The sequence below is a fragment of the Cellvibrio sp. KY-YJ-3 genome, assembly GCF_008806955.1.
Classification (GTDB): Bacteria; Pseudomonadota; Gammaproteobacteria; order Pseudomonadales; family Cellvibrionaceae; genus Cellvibrio.
Genome location: NZ_CP031727.1, coordinates 2,960,289 through 2,980,348, shown reverse-complemented (window position 1 = coordinate 2,980,348; position 20,060 = coordinate 2,960,289). Strand labels below are relative to the sequence as shown.

The following is a 20,060-nucleotide window of genomic DNA, read 5'->3' as shown; positions in this document are numbered from 1 at the left end:
CAATTATTCATCAGCTGATTCATCGGTGGAGGTGTCATCAATCACCTCATCAGCAACGCCGTCATCAGCCAATACTTCGGTATCGTCACCTTCTGCACGGGCAAGCTCGCGCTTGGCATTTTCATCAGCACTTTCTTCGATGCGCTCCAAGCCTTGCATGCGCTCGCCTTCTTTCAATTTAATCAGGCGCACACCTTGGGTATTACGGCTCAGCACAGAGACTTCATCAACACGGGTGCGAACCATGGTACCCTGGTCAGAAATCAACATAATTTCCTCGCCATCAAACACCTGCACTGCACCAACCAACTGGCCGTTACGCTCAGTAGTTTGCATACCGATAACACCTTGCGAGCCGCGACCTTTGGCCGGGAATTCGCCCACTTCAGTGCGTTTGCCATAACCGTTTTCACTGACTGTCAGTACCTGGCCGTTTTCCATCGGGATAACCATACCAACTACGCGCTGACCTTCGGCCAAACGAATACCACGCACGCCGCGGGAGGTGCGGCCCATTGCACGCACTTGCGATTCGCGGAAGCGCGCCGCTTTACCAGAGCTTGAGAACAGGATTACATCGCATGAACCGTTGGTGATAGCAGTGCCAACCAAGGTATCGCCTTCATCCAATTCAATCGCGCGTAAACCGACGCTGCGTTGACGCGAGAATTGAGTGAGCGCGGTTTTCTTCACGGTACCATTAGCCGTGGTCATGAAAATAAACTTGTCGTCATCGTAAGATTTCACCGGCAAGATCGAGGTAATGCGCTCGCCCTCTTCCAATGATGGCAACAAGTTGATAACTGGACGGCCACGTGACTGGCGACCAGCGACAGGAATCATATAAACCTTCAGCCAATACACTTTACCGGCGTTAGTAAACAACAGCACGGTATCGTGAGTGCTGGCGATCAATAAGTGCTGCACATAATCTTCATCTTTTACCGCAGTTGCAGATTTACCCATACCGCCGCGGCGCTGCGCTTGGTAATCATCAAGCGGTTGGCTCTTCGCGTAACCACCGTGAGAAATTGTCACAACGCGATCTTCCACATTGATCAGATCTTCAGTGGTTAAATCGAGCGTTGATGCAACAATTTCGGTACGACGCTTATCACCATAGTCATTAATAACTTGCGTTAATTCTTCACGGATAACTTCCATCAAGCGCAGGGCATTGCCTAGAATTTCGAGGAACTCGGCTATCTGGATTAATTTTTCGTCGTATTCGGCGAGCAGCTTGTCGTGCTCCATACCGGTCAGACGATGCAGGCGCAACTCAAGAATGGCCTGTGCTTGCGCAGCCGACAAATAATAATGGCCATCGCGCATTCCGAACTCGGGACCCAAATCTTCCGGGCGGCAAGCGTCTTCACCGGCGCGCTCAAGGTAAGGCGCCATCTCAGCGGCATTCCAGCCACGCCCCATCAAACTATCTTTTGCTTCGGCGGGCGACGCCGAGTTTTTAATCAGCGCAATAACTTCATCAATATTGGAAATGGCAACCGCCAAACCTTCCAGGATATGGCCGCGCTCACGCGCTTTGCGCAACAAATATACGGTGCGGCGAGTCACCACTTCACGGCGATGCTTAACAAAGGCTTCAAGCAATTGTTTGAGGTTGAGAATTTTTGGCTGGCCATCATCCAACGCAACAATGTTGACGCCGAAGGTGGTTTGCAATTGGGTTTGCGAGTAAAGATTATTGAGCAATACGTCAGCGGCTTCGCTCTTTTTCACTTCGATAACGATGCGCATGCCATCTTTGTCAGACTCATCGCGCAGCTCGCTGATGCCTTCGATTTTCTTTTCTTTTACCAACTCGGCGATACGCTCAATCAAGCGCGCCTTGTTTAATTGGTAGGGAATTTCGTGAATCAAGATGGTTTCGCGGCCGGTTTTTTCATCGCGCTCAATTTCTGCTTTGGCGCGCACGATAATACTGCCGCGGCCAGTGCGATAAGCCTGCACAATTCCTGCACGGCCATTGATGATGGCGCCGGTGGGGAAGTCTGGCCCAGGGATAAATTCCATCAGTTCATCGATAGTAATATCCGGGTTATTGATCAGTTCGAGGCAGCCCTGTACAACTTCTTTTAAATTGTGCGGCGGGATATTGGTCGCCATACCTACGGCGATACCGGAGGAGCCATTAACCAACAGGTTGGGAATACGGGTTGGCATTACTGCCGGAATTTGCTCGGTGCCGTCGTAGTTAGGCACAAAATCGACGGTTTCCTTGTCCAGATCCGCCAGCAGATCATGGGCGATTTTTGCCATACGGATTTCGGTGTAACGCATGGCCGCTGCGCGGTCGCCATCGACCGAGCCGAAGTTGCCCTGACCATCAACCAGCATGTAACGCAAAGAAAAAGGCTGAGCCATACGGACGATGGTGTCGTATACAGCGGTATCACCGTGCGGGTGATATTTACCGATTACGTCACCCACCACACGGGCAGATTTTTTGTAAGGCTTATTCCAATCATTGTTAAGTTCGCTCATCGCAAACAGCACGCGGCGATGCACGGGCTTCAAACCATCGCGCACATCGGGCAAAGCGCGGCCCACGATTACACTCATGGCGTAATCAAGGTAGGACTGTTTGAGTTCGTCTTCGATACTTACTGGTGATATTTCTTTGGCGAATTCGACCATGGGATGACAGCTTTCCTTTTTATTAAAGCTTTGGTTATGGTGATTGCTGGTAGCGGGTAATTCGACGTATGGGTTCTATTACGGCGCTAAATCGGTTAAAAGCAAAAACAGCTACCCTACTAGCGGGCTGGCTAAAAATGCGCCTAACGCTTGTTTCAGGGGCGCGATAGTAGCATAAAATCCAACAGATAGGCACTCTGGCCATTTCCTTTCCCTATGAAATTCCACGAGTTTTTCTCTGTTGCATCCAAATCAGCCAGCGCGCAGGCGATCAGCTAAATGAGCCATAGATGCAACCGGCCTTTGCAGTATACTGAGCCCCCTTTTTTGTCGTAATTACCTAGCCAAACACTCTTTATGTCGACCTCTGCCGTGAATCTCAACAACATCGATCTGATTATCAAAGCTCGCTGGATTATCCCCGTGGTACCGGCCAACCGGGTTTTGGAGAACTGCGCTATTGCAATTGATAAGGGCCAAATCATCGCCATTGTCCCTCATGAAGAAGCTGATCGTCGCTATAGCGCTAAAGAAACGGTGCACCTTGGCAGCCATGTATTGATTCCCGGCCTGGTAAACGCACATGGGCATGCAGCCATGAGCCTGCTGCGTGGCTATGCCGATGACCAACCACTCCATACCTGGCTGAACGACCATATCTGGCCGGCAGAAAGCCGCTGGGTCAGCGAAGATTTTGTGCGCGACGGTACTGAGCTTGCCTTAGCAGAGATGATAAAAAGCGGGACCACCTGTTTTGCGGATATGTATTTTTACCCTGAACAGGCCGCACAAGCCTGCCTGGATGCCCAAGTACGCTGCCAACTCGCCTTTCCCGTGTTGGATTTCCCTACCGCGTGGGGCATGGGGCCGGATGACTACCTCAATAAAGGGTTGAGCCTGCATGACAACTTTCGCGGCAATCACCTGATCAATATTGCTTTTGGCCCTCACGCACCCTACACAGTATCAGATGCCCCTCTGCAAAAAATCGCTGTACTTGCACAGGAAATGGACATGCCAATCCATATCCACCTGCATGAAACAGAGCAGGAAGTAAATGACTCAATAGCGCAATATGGACGCCGCCCAAGCCAGCGCCTGATGGATTTGGGATTGCTATCGCCACTCACACAATGTGTGCACATGACCCAAATTGATGAAAGCGACATCAAATTGCTGCAAAACAGTGGCGCCCATGTGATCCACTGCCCTGAATCCAACTTAAAACTGGCCAGTGGTTTTTGTCCGGTTGATAAACTCCTTAACGCCAGTATTAATGTGGCACTGGGCACCGATGGCGCGGCCAGTAACAATGACCTAAACCTGTTTAGCGAGTTAAAAACCGCAGCACTATTGGCAAAAGCGGTTTCTGGTAATGCCGCCGCCCTGGACGCTCATACCGCACTGCGCATGGCAACCTTAAACGGCGCCAAGGCGCTGGGTATGGAAGACGTTATCGGCAGTATTGAGGTTGGAAAAGCCGCAGATATAACCGCAGTCGACTTGGGCGATCTGGGCATGCAACCTATTTACAACCCGGCATCACAATTGGTCTATACCCATGCAGGGCAAGCTGTCACACACGTATGGGTGGAAGGTAAAAGCCTGCTAGCCAATCGCCTTTTGCAAACACTAAACGAGCGCGAAATTCTGGGAAAAGCCAATTGGTGGCGCAAACAAATCACCTCGCACTAAGCAAACACTTATTGCCAAACATACGCCCCCTTTCTTATCACTACTAAACAGACGGAATAGATTATGGCCAACGTCGATACTGCTGAAATTGCGAAATTTGAAGCACTTGCCAGCCGCTGGTGGGATAAAAACAGCGAGTTCAAGCCGCTGCACGATATAAACCCGCTGCGCGCCAACTTTATTGATGAGCGCTCGCCTGTCGCACAGCGCACAGTGATTGATGTGGGTTGCGGCGGCGGCATTTTGGCTGAATCACTTGCCCAACGAGGCGCGCAGGTAACAGGTATCGATATGGGCGAAGCACCACTCGCGGTTGCGCGGTTGCACGCATTGGAAAGCGGCGTGGAACTAACTTACGAACAAATTACTGCTGAAGATAAAGCCACACAAATGCCCGGCGCATTTGATGTAGTTACCTGCATGGAAATGTTAGAGCATGTACCTGATCCCGCGTCGGTTGTGCGCGCTTGCGCGCAGCTCGTTAAGGCAGGTGGTGATGTTTATTTCTCAACCATCAATCGCAATCCAAAATCCTATGCTTTTGCAATTGTCGGTGCTGAATATATTTTAAAACTACTGCCCAAAGGCACTCATGAATACAGCAAATTTATTCGCCCTTCCGAGCTTGCCCAATGGTTGCGCGCAGCAGGACTTGAATTGCAATCCATGACCGGAATGACCTACAACCCCATCACCAAACATTACAAACTCAACCCGAACGACGTCGGCGTGAATTATTTAATGCATGCCAAAAAGGTGAGCGAATAATGAGTCAAAAAATTCGCGCGGTGATGTTTGATTTGGATGGCACACTGCTGGATACAGCGCCGGATTTTATTGTTGTCGTCAACCAGTTACTCCTTGAAGAGGGCCGTCAAGAATTAGCGCCGGAAACTATTCGCGCCGGGGTATCCAACGGATCCAAAGCATTGATCAAATTGGCCTTTGATATAGAAGAAAGCGATCCGCAATTTGAACATTTGCGTCAGCGTTTACTGCAGCTTTATCTTGCGCATATTGCGGTGTACACCAAACCTTTCCCTGGCATCTCATCACTACTGGACAAGCTCGCGGATAAACATATCGCGTGGGGAATCGCCACTAACAAACCGGCTGCTTATACCCTGCCCTTAATGACGGCATTGGATATACAGCCCGCTCCTGTTAGTGTCATCTGCCCCGACCATGTCGCACGAAGTAAACCTGACCCTGAATCGCTATTTCTTGCCAGCAAGCAACTGGGTTGCAGCCCGCAAGAAATTATTTATATCGGTGATCACAAGCGCGATATTGATTGCGGTAAAGGCGCAGGGAGCATCACTATCGCAGCGGCTTATGGTTATTTGGATGAAGGGGATAGCCCTGCCAACTGGAACGCCGACTACTGCGTAAACCACGCCGATGAAATTTGGCCTATTATTGAAAAGTACTTGTAAACAGCCGTCGATACGGACTTGTTTTGCTTACTAGCGAAGAAATTTTTTATGCAAATCCCATCTGATTACACCATCAAACCCAATGCTCTGCAGGGAAAAATTATTTTGGTTACTGGCGCAGGTGCCGGTATAGGAAAATGCGCCGCAAAAACCTTTGCCGCTTGTGGTGCCACCGTTGTGCTGTGCGGCAGAACTATGAGTAAGCTAGAAGCAGTTTATGACGAAATTGAAGCAGCCGGTCACCCGCAGCCAGCCATTTACCCAATTAACCTTGAAAGCGCCGTAGAGAAAGATTACGACGATATGTGTAACGCGCTGGAAGACACCTTTGGACGTTTGGATGGTTTATTACACAACGCGGCCGACTTAGGTGAACGCACACCCATCAGCAACTATTCCGTTAGTGCTTGGCAGCGCTGCATGCAAGTAAATGTGAATGCACCATTTGCAATGACGCAGGCGCTATTACCCTTATTGGAACGGGCAGAAAACGCGAGCATCTTATTTACCAGCTCCAGTGTGGCATTTAAAGGTCGTGCATTTTGGGGCGCTTACGCAGCCTCAAAAGCCGCAGCAGAAAACCTGATGCAAACACTGCACGATGAATTGGAAGGTGCTACACGCATTCGTACCAATAGTATTAACCCTGGCGCAACCCGCACTGATATGCGCGCATCCGCTTATCCCGCCGAAAATCCGGAAACAGTAAAAACCCCCGAAGCACTTATGCCTGCCTATGTTTATTTGCTAAGCGACGACTCAGTTGGCGTTAGCGGCAACTCGTTTCAATATCAACTCTGATAGGGTAAAGCATAACGGGAGGAGCTTCGGCAACAAAAAAAGGCGATCATCTGATCGCCTTTTTTCATTTTTCACACTAACTGTGTTTTACCGACTCGATTTTTGCATCATTTCCAGCAGCGATGCTTCAGCGCGCGATAAACCACAACGTCGCGCCACCTCATCACAATCCATTCCCATTTTGAACATTTGTGCGGCTTGTGAATAAGGTTGGAATTCATCATCGTTGTAATAATCAATTTTTTCAGGCTTTTTAGCTTCAGACTGCAACCGTTTTTCCATCGCCAGAAGCCGCTGCCCCATACCTACAGAACCACTGCTGGATGCAGCCACCTCACGCATTAATTTTTGAATCAGTTTTTCATTGGCATCCGCCTGGCGGCGCACCTGCTTCAAGCTGATTAATGCAACCAGCAATGCAATCACGCTGACAAGCGCAGACGCCGATAAACCTATTTCCAAAACCGTCATGACTATTTCTCTGCGCTCGATTCCATCACTTGCAACACCTTAGTTGATCAATCACTCAAACATCTTCGAGTTCTGACCATTCCTCACTGGTTAGCAGCTTATTCAAATCAATCAAAATCAATAGCTCGTTGTTTTTGTGGCACACACCCTGAATGAACTTTGCGCTCTCTTCATTGCCAACATTAGGTGCCATTTCAATTTCCGATTGGCGCAAATAAACCACTTCGGCAACGCTATCAACCAAAATACCAATTACATGGCGGTCGGTCTCGATAATTACTATACGGGTATTATCGGTAATCTCGCCGCTGGACAAATTAAAGCGATGACGAGTGTCGATAACTGTTACCACATTGCCGCGCAGGTTGATAATTCCCAGTACGTAAGAAGGTGCACCGGGAACCGGGGCGATCTCCGAATAGCGCAGCACTTCCTGTACCTGCATTACATTAATGCCGTAGGTTTCACCGTCCAGACGAAAAGTTACCCACTGCAATACGGGATCATCAGTGCTTTTATTTTTTGCTGCATCAGTTGCCATCTTAAATTTTCCTCTGAGCTGCCAGTGTCAGGCAGTAAATCGTGTAAATGTCGCTATAACTATAGTCGATGACTTTTCCTGTGCCACTTTTGTTTGTCGCAACCACAAAAGCACGTTCTAGCCGATTCCAATCAATAATCTGTAGGTATCAGGCGCGAGCCGGAACAAAATTCTTATCGGCATCAACCAACATTTGACCAATACGCGGGATATCCAGAAGTGCGCACATATGATCCTTGACTGTGCCGGCCAGCCAAGGCCGCTTGCCTCTGTCACCACGCCACTTTACATCGTCCGGTTGCAAGGTGATGGGCTGATTTACTGAATCCACCGCCAACCCCCAAGGCACACCGTTAATTGACATCACATATTTGGCCGTCTGTAAAAAGGACTCATCGTATCGCTCTGGCATCACAAACTTCGCGGTATTCACCGTGCGAATCTTACCTGCGGGTGTGGGTTGCAACCCCATAAACCAATCTGCCTGACCGAACAAAGGAGTGAGTTCATCCGTTAGCGGTTGAATCTGCCCCAGGGAAATTAAGGGCACTGCCAGGGTTAATCCGGCCACTTTGAACAGCAGCACATCAAAACGCGATTGCGCCCATTGCGGACGACCATTTTCCAACCAATCCAGACCTTCCATTTTGAATTGACTGGACTGGGCTTCCGCGTCAACCACCTCAACATCAGTCGACTGAACTTCGACAGGTGATACCACAAGCGGGGTCGCAACGATTTCTGCTGGAGTACCAATATCCCACTCTTGAATTTCATCAGTATCGGTGACAAACCGGGTTTTAGGCTGGGCAACCTGCTCTGCGGCCACATCAACCGCTACAACCTCAACTACCGGGGATTCAATCAATAATTGCGCACTGGCCGACTGCAACAACTTCTCCAGCTGTCGTTTTTGCTCCGGCGTTTGCAACAATTCGGGGCTGGCAAGCTCAGCGGGCTTGCTATCGGTTTTGGTTAATGAACGGGGTTTGGTATGCAGGTTAGCCGATACTTTTTTAGACTTTTCAGGGTGGTGCTTTTTAGTCGGTAAGCTGACGACACGCGCCAAGCCGGAATTGGCGGCAACAGACATGGGTCGGGATTCAAGCGCAGCAAATGCGTCATCAATAGCATCACCAATGCCAAGCAGGTCATCAAAGTAATGACCCAAACTCACATCAGGTGACTCTATATCGCCCTCAGGCGTTTTGCGATTGCTCACGACACCACACCAGCCTTATTGATAACTGCCATAGGTGCTGACTGAGCCTGCGCTTCATCGGCACGTATTTTTTTATCGAGCCAATGCCAAAGCGCAGTGTAAGCTTCCACGCCACGGCTTGTTGGGTCAAACAAATGCGGTGGGACACCGGCTTTGCTGGCATCCCGAAAACGGGTATCAACCGGCACATGCCCAGGCCAAGCCTGAGCGGGATAAGTATTGCGAATAGTGCGCAAACTGGTCACCGAGGCCTGAGTACGGCGATCAAACATTACTGGCACTATGGTGTAATCCAATGCTTTTTTGCGCGAGCGTGACATCATGCTCAGTGTATTCACCATACGCTCCAAGCCTTTGAGCGCAAGAAATTCGGTTTGCACCGGAATGACCAAATATTGGCAAGCAGCAAGCGCATTCACCATCAACACGCCCAGCAAGGGCGGTGTGTCTATCAGTACGTAATCGTAATCATCAGCGATTAATGCAAGTGCCCGGCTCAGTACCAGCCCCATGCCATCCTGACCAATCGCCTGCCGCTCCAGTGTCGCCAGCGCGGTGGTCGAGGGGATCAAATTCACGTTGGGGTAATCCGTTGGCAGAATCAAACGGTTAACCGATTCACGGGTTAAGCTTTTGCGCTCCTGAAACAGGGTATAGCTACTTAGCACCTGGGTGTCAGGATCCTGACGGAAATAACTAGAGAGTGAGCCGTGGGGATCTATATCCAGCAATAGCACCCGCTTCCCAGTGGCCGCAATAAGCCCACCAAGGGATACCGTTGTGGTGGTTTTGCCCACACCACCTTTCTGGTTCGCTATTGCTATAACTCGCACAATTCAACCCTCGCCAGCGTCAAACGCCAGTCACATCGTCTAATACAGCGACAAAAGCAAAGTTTGTGCCCATCGCGATAAGTTTCTCGACTACAGTCACAAATTCAGAAAGAACATTGTCGCCTTTATCAACACTTATGCCAATCATCGACCAGCAATCACTCCATGGGGCGATCAATTTTCAAGCAGTGGATGTTAAGTATTGCCCAGTAGACGACAACTTCAAGTAGAAGTAATGACTCCGCCATCTCTATAGCGGCAGCTTGTTTCAACGCAATAGGGGGAATAACGACGAAAGCAGGTTGTTTATGGGGTTTAATTTAGAGAAGAGGCGCTAGACGAGGTAGCTGCTGGTTCGACTTGTACTTTAGGACGATCCATTTTGCGCTTGGCAATCATGATAGCAACGCGGCGATTTTGCGCCCTACCCTGTTCAGAGCTATTGGGAGCAATGGGCTGATACTCGCCATAACCAACCGCTGACAAACGCTCTGGTGCAACACCATTTGCAGCCAAATGCTTAACAATGGCGCTGGCCCGCGCGGTAGACAACTCCCAGTTGGTGGGATACTTGGCGCTATTAATAGGAATATTATCGGTGAAGCCTTCAACCTGCACCGGGTTAGAATAACTCGCCAGGATCGCTGCAATTTCATCAAATATTTTGCGCGCCTGTTCACTGGTATCCGCACTGCCGGACGAAAATAAAATGCTGTCTTTTAATTCGATTTGCAACCACAACTCATTGCTGGACACCTGAATAAGCTGCTCAGTAATCAAGGGGGCAAATTTTTCAGATACCAAATCAGAAATTTGCGTTAATTCATCACTGGTTTTTATTTTAGTATCAGGCTGTTCAGCAACTTCATTCGCGGCGCCTTGAGAGTTATCCACAATTGTCGGCACTTGCTCGTCAACCTGCTCCGCATCGCGCACGGAGTTATCCATATTGATGGGAGATATTAAATCATTTGCCGGCGCAGACTGATCTGCTGGCTCAGTATTGGATTGGGCATCCGTTGGTTTATGGAAGGCTTCAATAAAAGTGTCGGACAAGACGCGATACTTGCTGTCATTTACTTGGGAGATGGAATACATAACCACAAAAAATGCAAACAGCAGCGTAATGAAATCAGCGTAAGAAATCAGCCAGCGCTCGTGATTTACGTGAATATCTTCTCTTCTGCGGCGAACCATAAGAGCGCTTCTCAGTTAAGCGGATGCAAATAGCCGTTTAATTTCATTTCAATTGAGCGGGGATTCTCACCATCGGCAATCGCAATAATGCCCTCAATAATCAATTCACGATATTGGGAATTTTCATTCACACACATACGCAATTTATTAGAGATAGGAATAAATACCAGATTTGCCAAGGCGACGCCGTAAATGGTCGCCACAAATGCAATCGCAATACCAGGCCCCAAGGTCGCAGGATCGGCCAGATTATTCATCACATGAATCAAGCCCATTACCGCGCCGATGATGCCGATTGTCGGTGCATAGCCGCCCATAGATTCGTAAAATTTAATTGCATCAAAATCGCGCTGTTCGTTTACGATTAAATCCGTTTCCAAAATACGGCGGATAACTTCTGGCTCATTGCCATCAACCAATAGCTGCAAGCCTTTTTTCGCAAATTTATCTTTTTCACGCTCGGAAATTTCTTCCAGCCCAAGCAGGCCGTCTTTGCGCGCCGCTGCGGCCCAGCGCACAATATTGGCAATACCTTGTTTAAAGGGAACATAGGGTGGTTTAAAAACCCACACCACAATTCTTAGGGCACGGCGCAAATTTATTTTTGACGTTTGCAACATGGCTGCACCCAAGGTACCGCCAAGCACAATAAATGCGGCAGGCCCATTCAACAAAGTGCCAATGCCACCGCCTTCCAAAAAGTTACCGCCGATAATTGCCGCAAACGCGATAATGACGCCGATAATACTCAGGAGATCCATTACATAACCTCTCTCACCAAACGCGGCCCAATATCCTTCAGGCTTAGCACTTTATCGGTTAACCCGGCGCGTGCAACCGCCATTGGCATACCATAAATTACACAACTCGCTTCATCTTGTGACCAAAGTGACGAGCCTGCATCCTTTAATAAACGCGCACCATTACAACCATCCGACCCCATACCGGTTAATACCACGCCCAGTACTTTATCGGCATAGTTATTGGCAGCAGAACCAAAAGTGATATCCAACGAAGGTTTGTAATTGACGCGCTCATCATCCGGCAATACCCGCACCGAACCACCGTTGCGCTTGTCGAGCATTAATTGTTTTCCGCCCGGTGCAAGTAACGCCAAACCGGGTTGCAGTTGATCGCCATCCACCGCCTCACGCACGCGGATGTGGCACTGTTTGTTGAGCCGCTCGGCAAATGCTTTAGTGAAGTTTTCCGGCATATGCTGCACCAGCACAATAGGCAAAGGAAAATTGGCGGGCAACGCCATTAACACTTCGGCCAGAGCAACTGGCCCGCCGGTGGACGCGCCAATGACCAAAAGTTTGGGTTTATTTTTGAGACGGTAATTATCAGATCCAGATGGCCTTGCCGGCTCATCTTGGACTGGCGACACAGGGCGAGCGGCAGGCGCCGGTGCGGCAATGGGTCTGAAAGATGACGAACTGCTCGCTGACGCAGGCACAGGCGCGGGTGACGCTGTAGTAGCAACTGGCGGTGGGACTGAGCGATTGCCGGAGCCAGCGAGGGTAATCAATCGCTCATGTAATTTTTTCTTGAGCACCTCGGAGTTTCGCGAGACCTCGGCAAAATCTTTGGGAATAAAATCGAGTGCGCCGGCTGCCAAGGCATCCAGCGTAATTTTGGCACCTTCATAGGTGAGCGATGAAAACATCAAGATGGGGACGCGACGGTTGGACATGATGTGCTTGATAGCAGTCACACCATCCATCACCGGCATTTCAAAATCCATAGTGATAATGTCAGGCTTTAACTCAGCTGCTTTATCAATAGCCTCGCGTCCATTGCTTGCGATACCAACAACTTTTAATTCCGGGTGCTCATTAATAATATCTTTCAAACGATGCTGAAAGAAATTTGAATCATCAACCACTAATACCCGGAAAGGCATCTATCACACTCCGCAAGGGAAAAATATTTAACAGACATTTTGCTGGCATGTGTAGCGTTCACCGCAGCAGGGTCACGCTGAAGATTAACTGTGTCCCCAGCTGGTGGAACCCTTGGCGTAGCGACGCAAAAGGCTGGGAATATCCAAAATTAACGCGATAGTGCCGTCGCCGGTAATAGTGGCCCCAGCCATGCCTGGGGTACCTTGCAACATTTTGCCCAAAGGTTTAATCACCACCTCTTCCTGACCAATCAATTGATCCACCACGAAACCAACACGGCGCGAACCAACGGTAACTATCACCACGTGAGCGTTGTCAGGACGATGACCAAACGCATTTTTAACCAGCCAATCTTTCATATAAAACAATGGAATTGCCTGATCACGAATAGCGACGCAATCCTGCCCATCCACTATATGGCTCTTGGTGAGATCCATGTGGAAAATTTCATTCACACTCACCAGCGGAAAAGCGAAAGTTTGTTGGCCGAGCATAAACATGAGGGTTGGCATAATCGCCAGCGTCAGCGGTACTTTAATAATAAAGCGCGTGCCTTTACCCAACTCGGATTTAATTTCGACGGTGCCGTTAAGCTGGGTGATTTTGGTTTTCACCACATCCATTCCCACACCGCGACCGGACACATCTGAAATTTCTTTTTTGGTAGAAAACCCTGGTGCAAATATTAAATTGTAGGCTTCAGTGTCAGACAAACGATTGGCGGTATCTTCATCAAACATCCCTTTTTCTACCGCGATACGACGCAATTTAACCGGGTCCATGCCGGCACCATCATCGCTAATCGACAATAGAATATGATCGCCTTCCTGCTCTGCAGAAAGCACAACTTGTCCAATGCGGGACTTGCCATTCGCTTCGCGCACATCAGGGAATTCAATGCCGTGGTCAACCGAGTTGCGTACCAAGTGAACCAGCGGATCGGCTAATGCCTCTACCAGATTTTTGTCCAGATCGGTTTCTTCACCGACTAATTCCAAATTAATTTCTTTGCGCAAACTACGCGCCAAATCGCGCACCACACGGGGAAAGCGGCCAAATACTTTTTTGATTGGCTGCATGCGGGTTTTCATGACCGAGGTCTGCAAATCGGCGGTAACTACATCCAAATTTGCTACTGCTTTTACCAGGGCTTCATTGGTAGAGCCGTTACCCAACCGCACCAAGCGATTGCGGACCAACACCAGCTCACCCACCATATTCATAATGTCATCAAGGCGCTGGGTATCCACACGAACGGTAGTTTCAACTTGCGGCGCTTCTTTATCTGCTGCCGGCGTAGCGGGAGCAGTCGCTGCGGCTGGTTTTGGCGGCTCTACCTTCTTGACTGCAGGTGCTGGCGAAACAGGTTTAGCAGCCTCTGGTTTAACCTCAGGAGCAGGCGCTGGTTTTGTTGCGACAGGTGCGGGAGTTGCCGCAGTGGATGCTCCTGTGCCAGGGCCTTTACCCTTGCCGTGCAGCTGATCCAGTAGTGCATCAAACTCATCATCGCTGATCAAGTCACCCGAACTTTTTGCAGGCTCGGGCGCAACAGCAGCAGCTGGTGCTGGTGCATCGACAACAACGCCCGGCCCTTTACCTTTGCCATGCAGTTGATCGAGCAGCGCTTCAAATTCGTCTTCTGAGATTTCGTCACCACCACCGACCGCTGTGGATGCTACAGGAGCCGGGGCTGGTGTCGGGGCAGCAGCCTGAACACCTGGCCCCTTGCCTCTGCCATGCAATTGATCGAGCAGCGCTTCAAATTCATCTTCAGAAATATCATCGCCACCACCGGATACAGTGGCGACAGGTTCAGCCAAAGGCGCAGAGGCCACAGTCGCGGCAGGAACCCCGGCGATGGCATCCAGCAATTGTTCAAATTCAGCGTCCGTAATGTCCCCAGAGGCAACTGCCGTAGTCTCCGGGTTAGCAACCGCTGTTTCCACAGGTACTGCTACTGCACTTTCGTTGAGGTCTTCGCAAGAAACCAATCGCTCAAGCGAGGCAATTAACGCAGGGTCCACCGGTGGTAGTTCTTCGCGCTGGGATACCAATTCAAATTGCTGATTAACCATGTCGAGTGCTTCAAGCACTACGTCCATTAATTCAGAGGTAACCGCACGTTTGCCGTTACGCAAAATATCAAACAGGTTTTCGGTGAGATGGCAGCATTCCACCATAGGAGTGAGCGCCAGAAAACCGGCCCCCCCTTTTACGGTATGGAACCCGCGAAAGATTGCATTGAGCAGATCTTTATCTTCAGGGCGCTGCTCCAGGTCAACCAATTGCTGGCTGAGGCGTTCGAGAATTTCACCCGCCTCTACCAGAAAATCCTGGAGGATATCCTCGTCATCACCAAAACTCATTCAACGTTCCTCGAGTGACCTACAGCTTAGAAACCAAGACTTGATAACAAATCATCAACGTCATCTTGCCCGGATACTACATCTGCGCGCTCTTTGTTAATTTGTGGCCCTTCGGCTTCAGTTTTACGCTTGTGCATAATTTCCATATCGTGTGCGACAACTTCGCGATCATCTGCAAGCCCGGCAATTTCTTCGACCTGCCCAGCAATGCGCACCAAGCTGACAAGGTCTTTTTCAACATCATTGATCAAACCGATAACACGTTTTAATACTTGACCGGTTAGATCCTGAAAGCCTTGCTCCAACACAATATCTTGCAAATTCTTACTGAGTTGTTCAGTACCGGTGACCATTTGCCCGAGGAAAATATCCATGCGCTCGTACAACTGGCGAAATTCATCGGCATTCATTTCACGGCGTTTTAACCGCGCCCATTCACTGCGTAAACTATTTGCCTCTTGCCCCAAATTCATGGCGATAGGCGCAGCCTCATCGACAACGTCCATGGTTTTTTCGGCCGCTTTTTGCGTTAGTTCAATCACATAATTGAGCCGATTGGACGCATCATGAATATCAGACTTGGCAATCTTGGGCGGCTCTTTGGTTAGGTCGGCATCCACATTGAAATTGACAATTGCATTGTGCAAACCGCGTGTCAGGCGCCCTACCGATTGAAAAATATGGCGATCACGCGATTGGGTAATGGTTTGTATCAAGAGCGATGCTTCTTCAATCTCATTGCCCTGCAGTTTTTCCGCAAGCAATTTGGCGCACTCTCTCAATTCGACAACAAACTCACTGTTGAACGATGTTTGGGTTTCAGATGCCATGGCAGAGCCTTATTTATTATTTAATCGACGGTGATTAACCGACCCGATCAAAGATCTTTTCAATTTTTTCCTTCAGCGCCTGCGCTGTAAATGGCTTAACGACATAGCCGTTTACGCCAGCTTGAGCCGCCTCAATAATCTGATCGCGCTTAGCTTCTGCGGTCACCATTAATACTGGCAAGGTGCGCAACTTTTCGTCTGCACGTACCGCTTTGAGCAGATCGATACCGGTCATGCCCGGCATATTCCAGTCAGTGACCAGGAACTGGAAATCGCCATTTTTGAGCATCGGCAATGCCGTTACGCCATCGTCTGCTTCGTGGGTATTGGAAAACCCCAAATCCCGCAGCAAGTTTTTGATGATCCGCCGCATTGTTGAAAAGTCATCAACAATCAGGATTTTCATGTTCTTATCCAACGCAACCTCCAATTACCCAGAAGGGAATTTTATTAATTCATAGTCTAGTAGGAGTTAAAGCTTCGGCCAGTGGCGGCGCGTAAATCTTCAACTTTTACTGCAAATCATAGCGCAAATTGTTGTATTTACAGACTAATTTGCGATTCTGCTGGCAACGGCGAGCAAACCACACTGCCCTTGGTTGTTTTTCACCCAGTTTACGCGGGCTGCCAACCACCAAGGCGGTGGCGCAAACGCGCGGCTGCCTGGCTGTGAATCTGACTAACCCGGGATTCACTAACACCAAGCACCAAGCCAATTTCTTTGAGATTTAATTCCTGATCGTAATAGAGGGCGAGCACCATGCGCTCACGTTCGGGAAGCAAGGCAATCGCCTCGGCCAAGGCTTTTTTTAACCCATCCCGCTGAACCCCTTCAAACGGGCTAACAAAAGCACTGCTGTGTTCGGACGCGTCGATATTGCTGTCTTCTTCACCGAAGGTTTCTTCGTAACTGAATAACCGGCTACCGTTGGAGTCTTGCAGCATTTCAAAATATTCTTCCAGCGATACCTCTAGTTCAGCAGCGACCTCGGCGTCGGTCGCATCGCGCCCGGTACGCGCCTCGACGGCGGCAACGGCACGCGCAACACGGCGCGCATTGCGGTGCACTGAGCGGGGCACCCAATCGCCACGACGCATTTCATCAACAATTGCTCCGCGAATGCGAATACCGGCATAGGTTTCAAAACTGGCACCGCGGGATGCATCGTATTTTTGTGATGCTTCGATCAAGCCAATCATGCCCGCTTGAATCAGATCATCTACCTGCACGGACGCAGGCATACGCATCATCATGTGGTAAGCGATGCGCTTTACCAGCGGAGCAAAGTCTTCAACATTGATTTGCGCATCGAGCAAGGTCTTTTTATCGTACATGGCTAAACCATTGACTGCGGCCATCGAACACCTTTTGTTTAGCAAAAACTGCCGTGATTATTGGCAACCCTGCCTCACTTTCTCGTGAGTAGCGATTCATAACGCTAGTCACACACCAATGTCTATGCAACTGCGTATGCGGATATTGCTAACGCGCATTCGCGGCCTGCAACAAGCGCTCGACAAAAAACTCCAGGCGCCCGGTGGGAGAATATGGCAGCGGCCATTTATCGACTGCTTGGGCCAACGCACGTATTGCCACTGCCGCCTTGGAGCCAGGGGCAAACTCCAACAAGGCTTTTTGTTTTTGCACGGCTTTACGCACATTTTCGTCAAAGGGAATTTGGCCTACAAACTGGAGTGTGACATCCAGAAAGCGCTCACAAACGGTATTGAGTTTGTTGAACATATTCATGCCTTCCTGTTGGGTGCGCGTCATATTGGCGACCACACGGAAGCGCTGCATTCCATATTCTTTGTTTAATAATTTGATAAGGGCGTAGGAATCGGTGATGGAAGAAGGTTCATCGCACACGACAATAATGACTTCGTTGGCGGCGCGCACAAAACTAACCACGGTATCCGAGATACCCGCGGCCGTGTCTATCACCAAAATATCCACTTGATCGGAAAGTTCATTGAAGGCATTGATAAGCCCCACATGCTCGGCGCTGCTCAACTCCGCCATACGCTGTACACCCGAGGATGCTGGAACAATTTTTACACCGGCGGGGCCAGTGACCAACACATCGCTGAGCGAATGAGTGCCGGCGAGAACATCCGCAAGGGTATGGGTGGCGCGAATGCCGAGCAATACATCCACATTGGCGAGGCCTAAATCAGCATCGAGCAGTACAACTCGACGGCGCAATTCAGCCAGGGCAATACTCAGGTTGACGGAAATATTGCTCTTACCTACTCCGCCTTTACCGCCGGACACAGCGATAACTTGTACTGGTCGCACTTGGCTCATCTACACGTAACTCCAAACATATTCTTCTTAAGTGTGCCGGGGTTGGCGCCAGAAAACTGGCGGTACGGTTTGTTGGCACTCTAATGGTGAACTGAGTATAGATAGGGATTGGAAAAAGATCCGATTAATTTCAGTTTCACTGTAAAAATCATAGGGTTATAGCTTTTCTTTGGCTAAGAAACCGCCGTCTCCGAACTGGTTTTCAGCAATGCTACCGCTCTGGCAACCAACTGATGCGCCCGTGCCACCTCCAAATTTTTAGGAATGTCCTGGCCATCGGTGGTGTAGGCAACGGGCAAACGGCTTTGCATCACCACACCCAGAGCCTCACCGATACTGGCGGTTTCGTCCAACTTGGTGAGAACACAGCCCTGCAAGCGCGCCGCGCCATAGGCGTGAACCGAGGCTTTGAGCATTTGCGCCTGACTGTTGGACGACATCACCAAATAGGTTTTTACCTGTGCTTGGTCGGCCAAAGCATTGAGCTGGGCTTTTAAATGTGGGTCGCCGTGGCGGAAACCAGCGGTATCGATCAACACCAAGGAACAGTGACGCAGGCTGCGCAATACCGTATCCAGCGGATTAGCTTCATCCACAACACGCACGGGTACGCGCAGAATACGCGCCAGTGAGCGCAGCTGGTCGTGCGCGGCAATACGGTAAGTGTCGGTAGTGATAATCGCCACTTTGTCTGAACCATGCTGCATGACATAACGTGCAGCCAGTTTGCCAATAGTGGTGGTTTTACCCGAACCGGTGGGGCCTACAAACGCAAAGATCCCGCCTTGATCAACAATGTCGCGGCCATTGATGGGTAGCTGATGCGCGAGGTTTGCCAAGGCATCGGGCCAGGCTTCGCTCAGGGTTTTGGTTTTCGTACAGGCATTAATCACCTTGGCAACTACGTCTTTGGGCAAGCTCAAACGCTCCAGGCGACGGGCAATGCTGGCCAAAATCGGGGAATCGCTCGCAATGGATTGTTTACCACTAAGGCGATCCAATTGCTGTTCCAGCAACAAACGCATATCGGCAATTTCTGCCTGCAGGTCATTAAGCTGGGTATTTTGGTCGAAGGTATCAATATTTGGGGTAATTGATACAGGTGCTGCTTTCTCTTTGGTCAGCAAAGCATCGATTTTTGCATCCTGGGCATTGCGAGTATTGCTGAGCAGTGCTTCGCGAAATGACGCTGCCTCGGGAGTTAAATTACGCTCTTTGACTGCGGGCACAGGATCAACCAGCGGATAGCGCTCGGCGGCGCTCATGCCTTTTTTAGGGGGGCTTGCTGGCGCAGTTGCATGACGGGGAATACCGGCGTTCACTACCGTATTCTTACCCACCATAAACTCTTTGGCGGATTCTTCTGCTTTGCGCGCGGCAATCATACGCAGACGGGCACGCTCTATGTCGTCCGCTAATTGGGCGCCGGTTTTGCCAACGTTCGGGTGATCGGGAATCTGGGTGATCACCGGGGCAACTTTGCGAGTCGGTTGACGCTCCAGTATCCGGGGAGATATATCGCCATCACTCAATAGCGGCTCGCTCGACGCAAAGGTCGACTCGGCAAAGGGGCGCGTTTGCAGTTGTTTTAGCTCGTAGTCAGAGCCCATGGTGGTGAGCAACTCAACCCCTTCCGGGATACGGTTGCTGGAGAGAATGATGGCATCTGGCCCCAATTCCTGGCGAACCAATTCCAACGCACGACGCATATCAGCCGCTACGAAACGTTTGACTTGCATACTCAACTCCCGCCCGGGGTGGGCCACCTGGTTAACGATTAAATTGACTTAACACA

General features: G+C 49.9%; 18 protein-coding genes. 4 read left to right on the top strand and 14 right to left on the bottom strand.

Going from position 1 to position 20,060, the window contains the following annotated elements; genetic code table 11:
* Positions 1 to 3 precede the first annotated feature (3 nt).
* Positions 4 to 2,658 (bottom strand): DNA gyrase subunit A, encoded by a 2,655-nt coding sequence (gyrA, locus tag D0B88_RS12570; RefSeq protein WP_151057567.1) that lies wholly within the window; start codon positions 2,656 to 2,658, stop codon positions 4 to 6.
* Between the two features lie 357 nt (positions 2,659 to 3,015).
* On the opposite strand from gyrA, the gene D0B88_RS12565 reads away from it, so the two are divergent.
* The 4 genes from D0B88_RS12565 (at position 3,016) to D0B88_RS12550 (ending at position 6,590) form a co-directional block, all read left to right on the top strand.
* Positions 3,016 to 4,353 carry a TRZ/ATZ family hydrolase gene (locus D0B88_RS12565; protein ID WP_151057565.1) on the top strand — a complete coding sequence of 446 codons (1,338 nt, stop codon included), beginning with the start codon at positions 3,016 to 3,018 and terminating at the stop codon, positions 4,351 to 4,353.
* Between the two features lie 63 nt (positions 4,354 to 4,416).
* Positions 4,417 to 5,121, top strand: a complete 705-nt coding sequence (ubiG, locus tag D0B88_RS12560; protein WP_151057563.1) for a bifunctional 2-polyprenyl-6-hydroxyphenol methylase/3-demethylubiquinol 3-O-methyltransferase UbiG — start codon at positions 4,417 to 4,419, stop codon at positions 5,119 to 5,121.
* Positions 5,121 to 5,789 (top strand): HAD family hydrolase, encoded by a 669-nt coding sequence (locus tag D0B88_RS12555; RefSeq protein WP_007640940.1) that lies wholly within the window; start codon positions 5,121 to 5,123, stop codon positions 5,787 to 5,789. The genes ubiG and D0B88_RS12555 overlap by 1 nt, the downstream gene beginning before the upstream one ends.
* A 48-nt stretch (positions 5,790 to 5,837) precedes the next feature.
* Positions 5,838 to 6,590, top strand: a complete 753-nt coding sequence (locus D0B88_RS12550) for a YciK family oxidoreductase (RefSeq protein WP_151057561.1) — start codon at positions 5,838 to 5,840, stop codon at positions 6,588 to 6,590.
* Positions 6,591 to 6,677: 87 nt separating this feature from the next.
* Here D0B88_RS12550 and D0B88_RS12545 read toward each other — a convergent pair whose 3' ends face one another.
* The 13 genes from D0B88_RS12545 to flhF form a co-directional block, all read right to left on the bottom strand.
* Positions 6,678 to 7,061 carry a DUF2802 domain-containing protein gene (locus tag D0B88_RS12545; protein WP_007640934.1) on the bottom strand — a complete coding sequence of 128 codons (384 nt, stop codon included), beginning with the start codon at positions 7,059 to 7,061 and terminating at the stop codon, positions 6,678 to 6,680.
* 55 nt (positions 7,062 to 7,116) lie between these two features.
* Positions 7,117 to 7,602: a chemotaxis protein CheW gene (locus D0B88_RS12540; protein ID WP_007640933.1), complete on the bottom strand. Its 486-nt coding sequence runs from the start codon at positions 7,600 to 7,602 to the stop codon at positions 7,117 to 7,119.
* Positions 7,603 to 7,750: 148 nt separating this feature from the next.
* Positions 7,751 to 8,824 carry a chemotaxis protein CheW gene (locus D0B88_RS12535; protein WP_151057559.1) on the bottom strand — a complete coding sequence of 358 codons (1,074 nt, stop codon included), beginning with the start codon at positions 8,822 to 8,824 and terminating at the stop codon, positions 7,751 to 7,753.
* Entirely contained in the window at positions 8,821 to 9,657 is an 837-nt protein-coding gene (locus tag D0B88_RS12530; protein ID WP_151057557.1) for a ParA family protein, read from the bottom strand. Before D0B88_RS12530 ends, D0B88_RS12535 begins: the two co-directional genes overlap by 4 nt.
* Positions 9,658 to 9,972: 315 nt before the next feature.
* Complete coding sequence (gene motD, locus D0B88_RS12525) at positions 9,973 to 10,854, bottom strand: flagellar motor protein MotD (protein WP_151057555.1); 882 nt, start codon at positions 10,852 to 10,854, stop codon at positions 9,973 to 9,975.
* An 11-nt stretch (positions 10,855 to 10,865) separates the two neighbouring features.
* Complete coding sequence (locus tag D0B88_RS12520) at positions 10,866 to 11,615, bottom strand: flagellar motor protein (protein ID WP_007640924.1); 750 nt, start codon at positions 11,613 to 11,615, stop codon at positions 10,866 to 10,868.
* Positions 11,615 to 12,760, bottom strand: coding sequence for a chemotaxis response regulator protein-glutamate methylesterase (locus D0B88_RS12515; protein WP_151057553.1), 1,146 nt, complete (start codon positions 12,758 to 12,760; stop codon positions 11,615 to 11,617). Before D0B88_RS12515 ends, D0B88_RS12520 begins: the two co-directional genes overlap by 1 nt.
* A gap of 84 nt (positions 12,761 to 12,844) precedes the next feature.
* Positions 12,845 to 15,127, bottom strand: coding sequence for a chemotaxis protein CheA (locus tag D0B88_RS12510; protein ID WP_151057551.1), 2,283 nt, complete (start codon positions 15,125 to 15,127; stop codon positions 12,845 to 12,847).
* 26 nt (positions 15,128 to 15,153) lie between these two features.
* On the bottom strand, positions 15,154 to 15,957 hold the full coding sequence (locus D0B88_RS12505; protein WP_151057549.1) for a protein phosphatase CheZ: 804 nt from the start codon (positions 15,955 to 15,957) through the stop codon (positions 15,154 to 15,156).
* A gap of 34 nt (positions 15,958 to 15,991) precedes the next feature.
* Positions 15,992 to 16,375 carry a chemotaxis response regulator CheY gene (gene cheY, locus D0B88_RS12500; RefSeq protein WP_040391671.1) on the bottom strand — a complete coding sequence of 128 codons (384 nt, stop codon included), beginning with the start codon at positions 16,373 to 16,375 and terminating at the stop codon, positions 15,992 to 15,994.
* Positions 16,376 to 16,572: 197 nt separating this feature from the next.
* Complete coding sequence (locus tag D0B88_RS12495) at positions 16,573 to 17,316, bottom strand: RNA polymerase sigma factor FliA (RefSeq protein ID WP_007640910.1); 744 nt, start codon at positions 17,314 to 17,316, stop codon at positions 16,573 to 16,575.
* Between the two features lie 124 nt (positions 17,317 to 17,440).
* On the bottom strand, positions 17,441 to 18,265 hold the full coding sequence (locus D0B88_RS12490; RefSeq protein WP_151057547.1) for a MinD/ParA family protein: 825 nt from the start codon (positions 18,263 to 18,265) through the stop codon (positions 17,441 to 17,443).
* Positions 18,266 to 18,438: 173 nt separating this feature from the next.
* Positions 18,439 to 20,004, bottom strand: a complete 1,566-nt coding sequence (flhF, locus tag D0B88_RS12485) for a flagellar biosynthesis protein FlhF (RefSeq protein WP_225318354.1) — start codon at positions 20,002 to 20,004, stop codon at positions 18,439 to 18,441.
* Between the last annotated feature and the right edge of the window lie 56 nt (positions 20,005 to 20,060).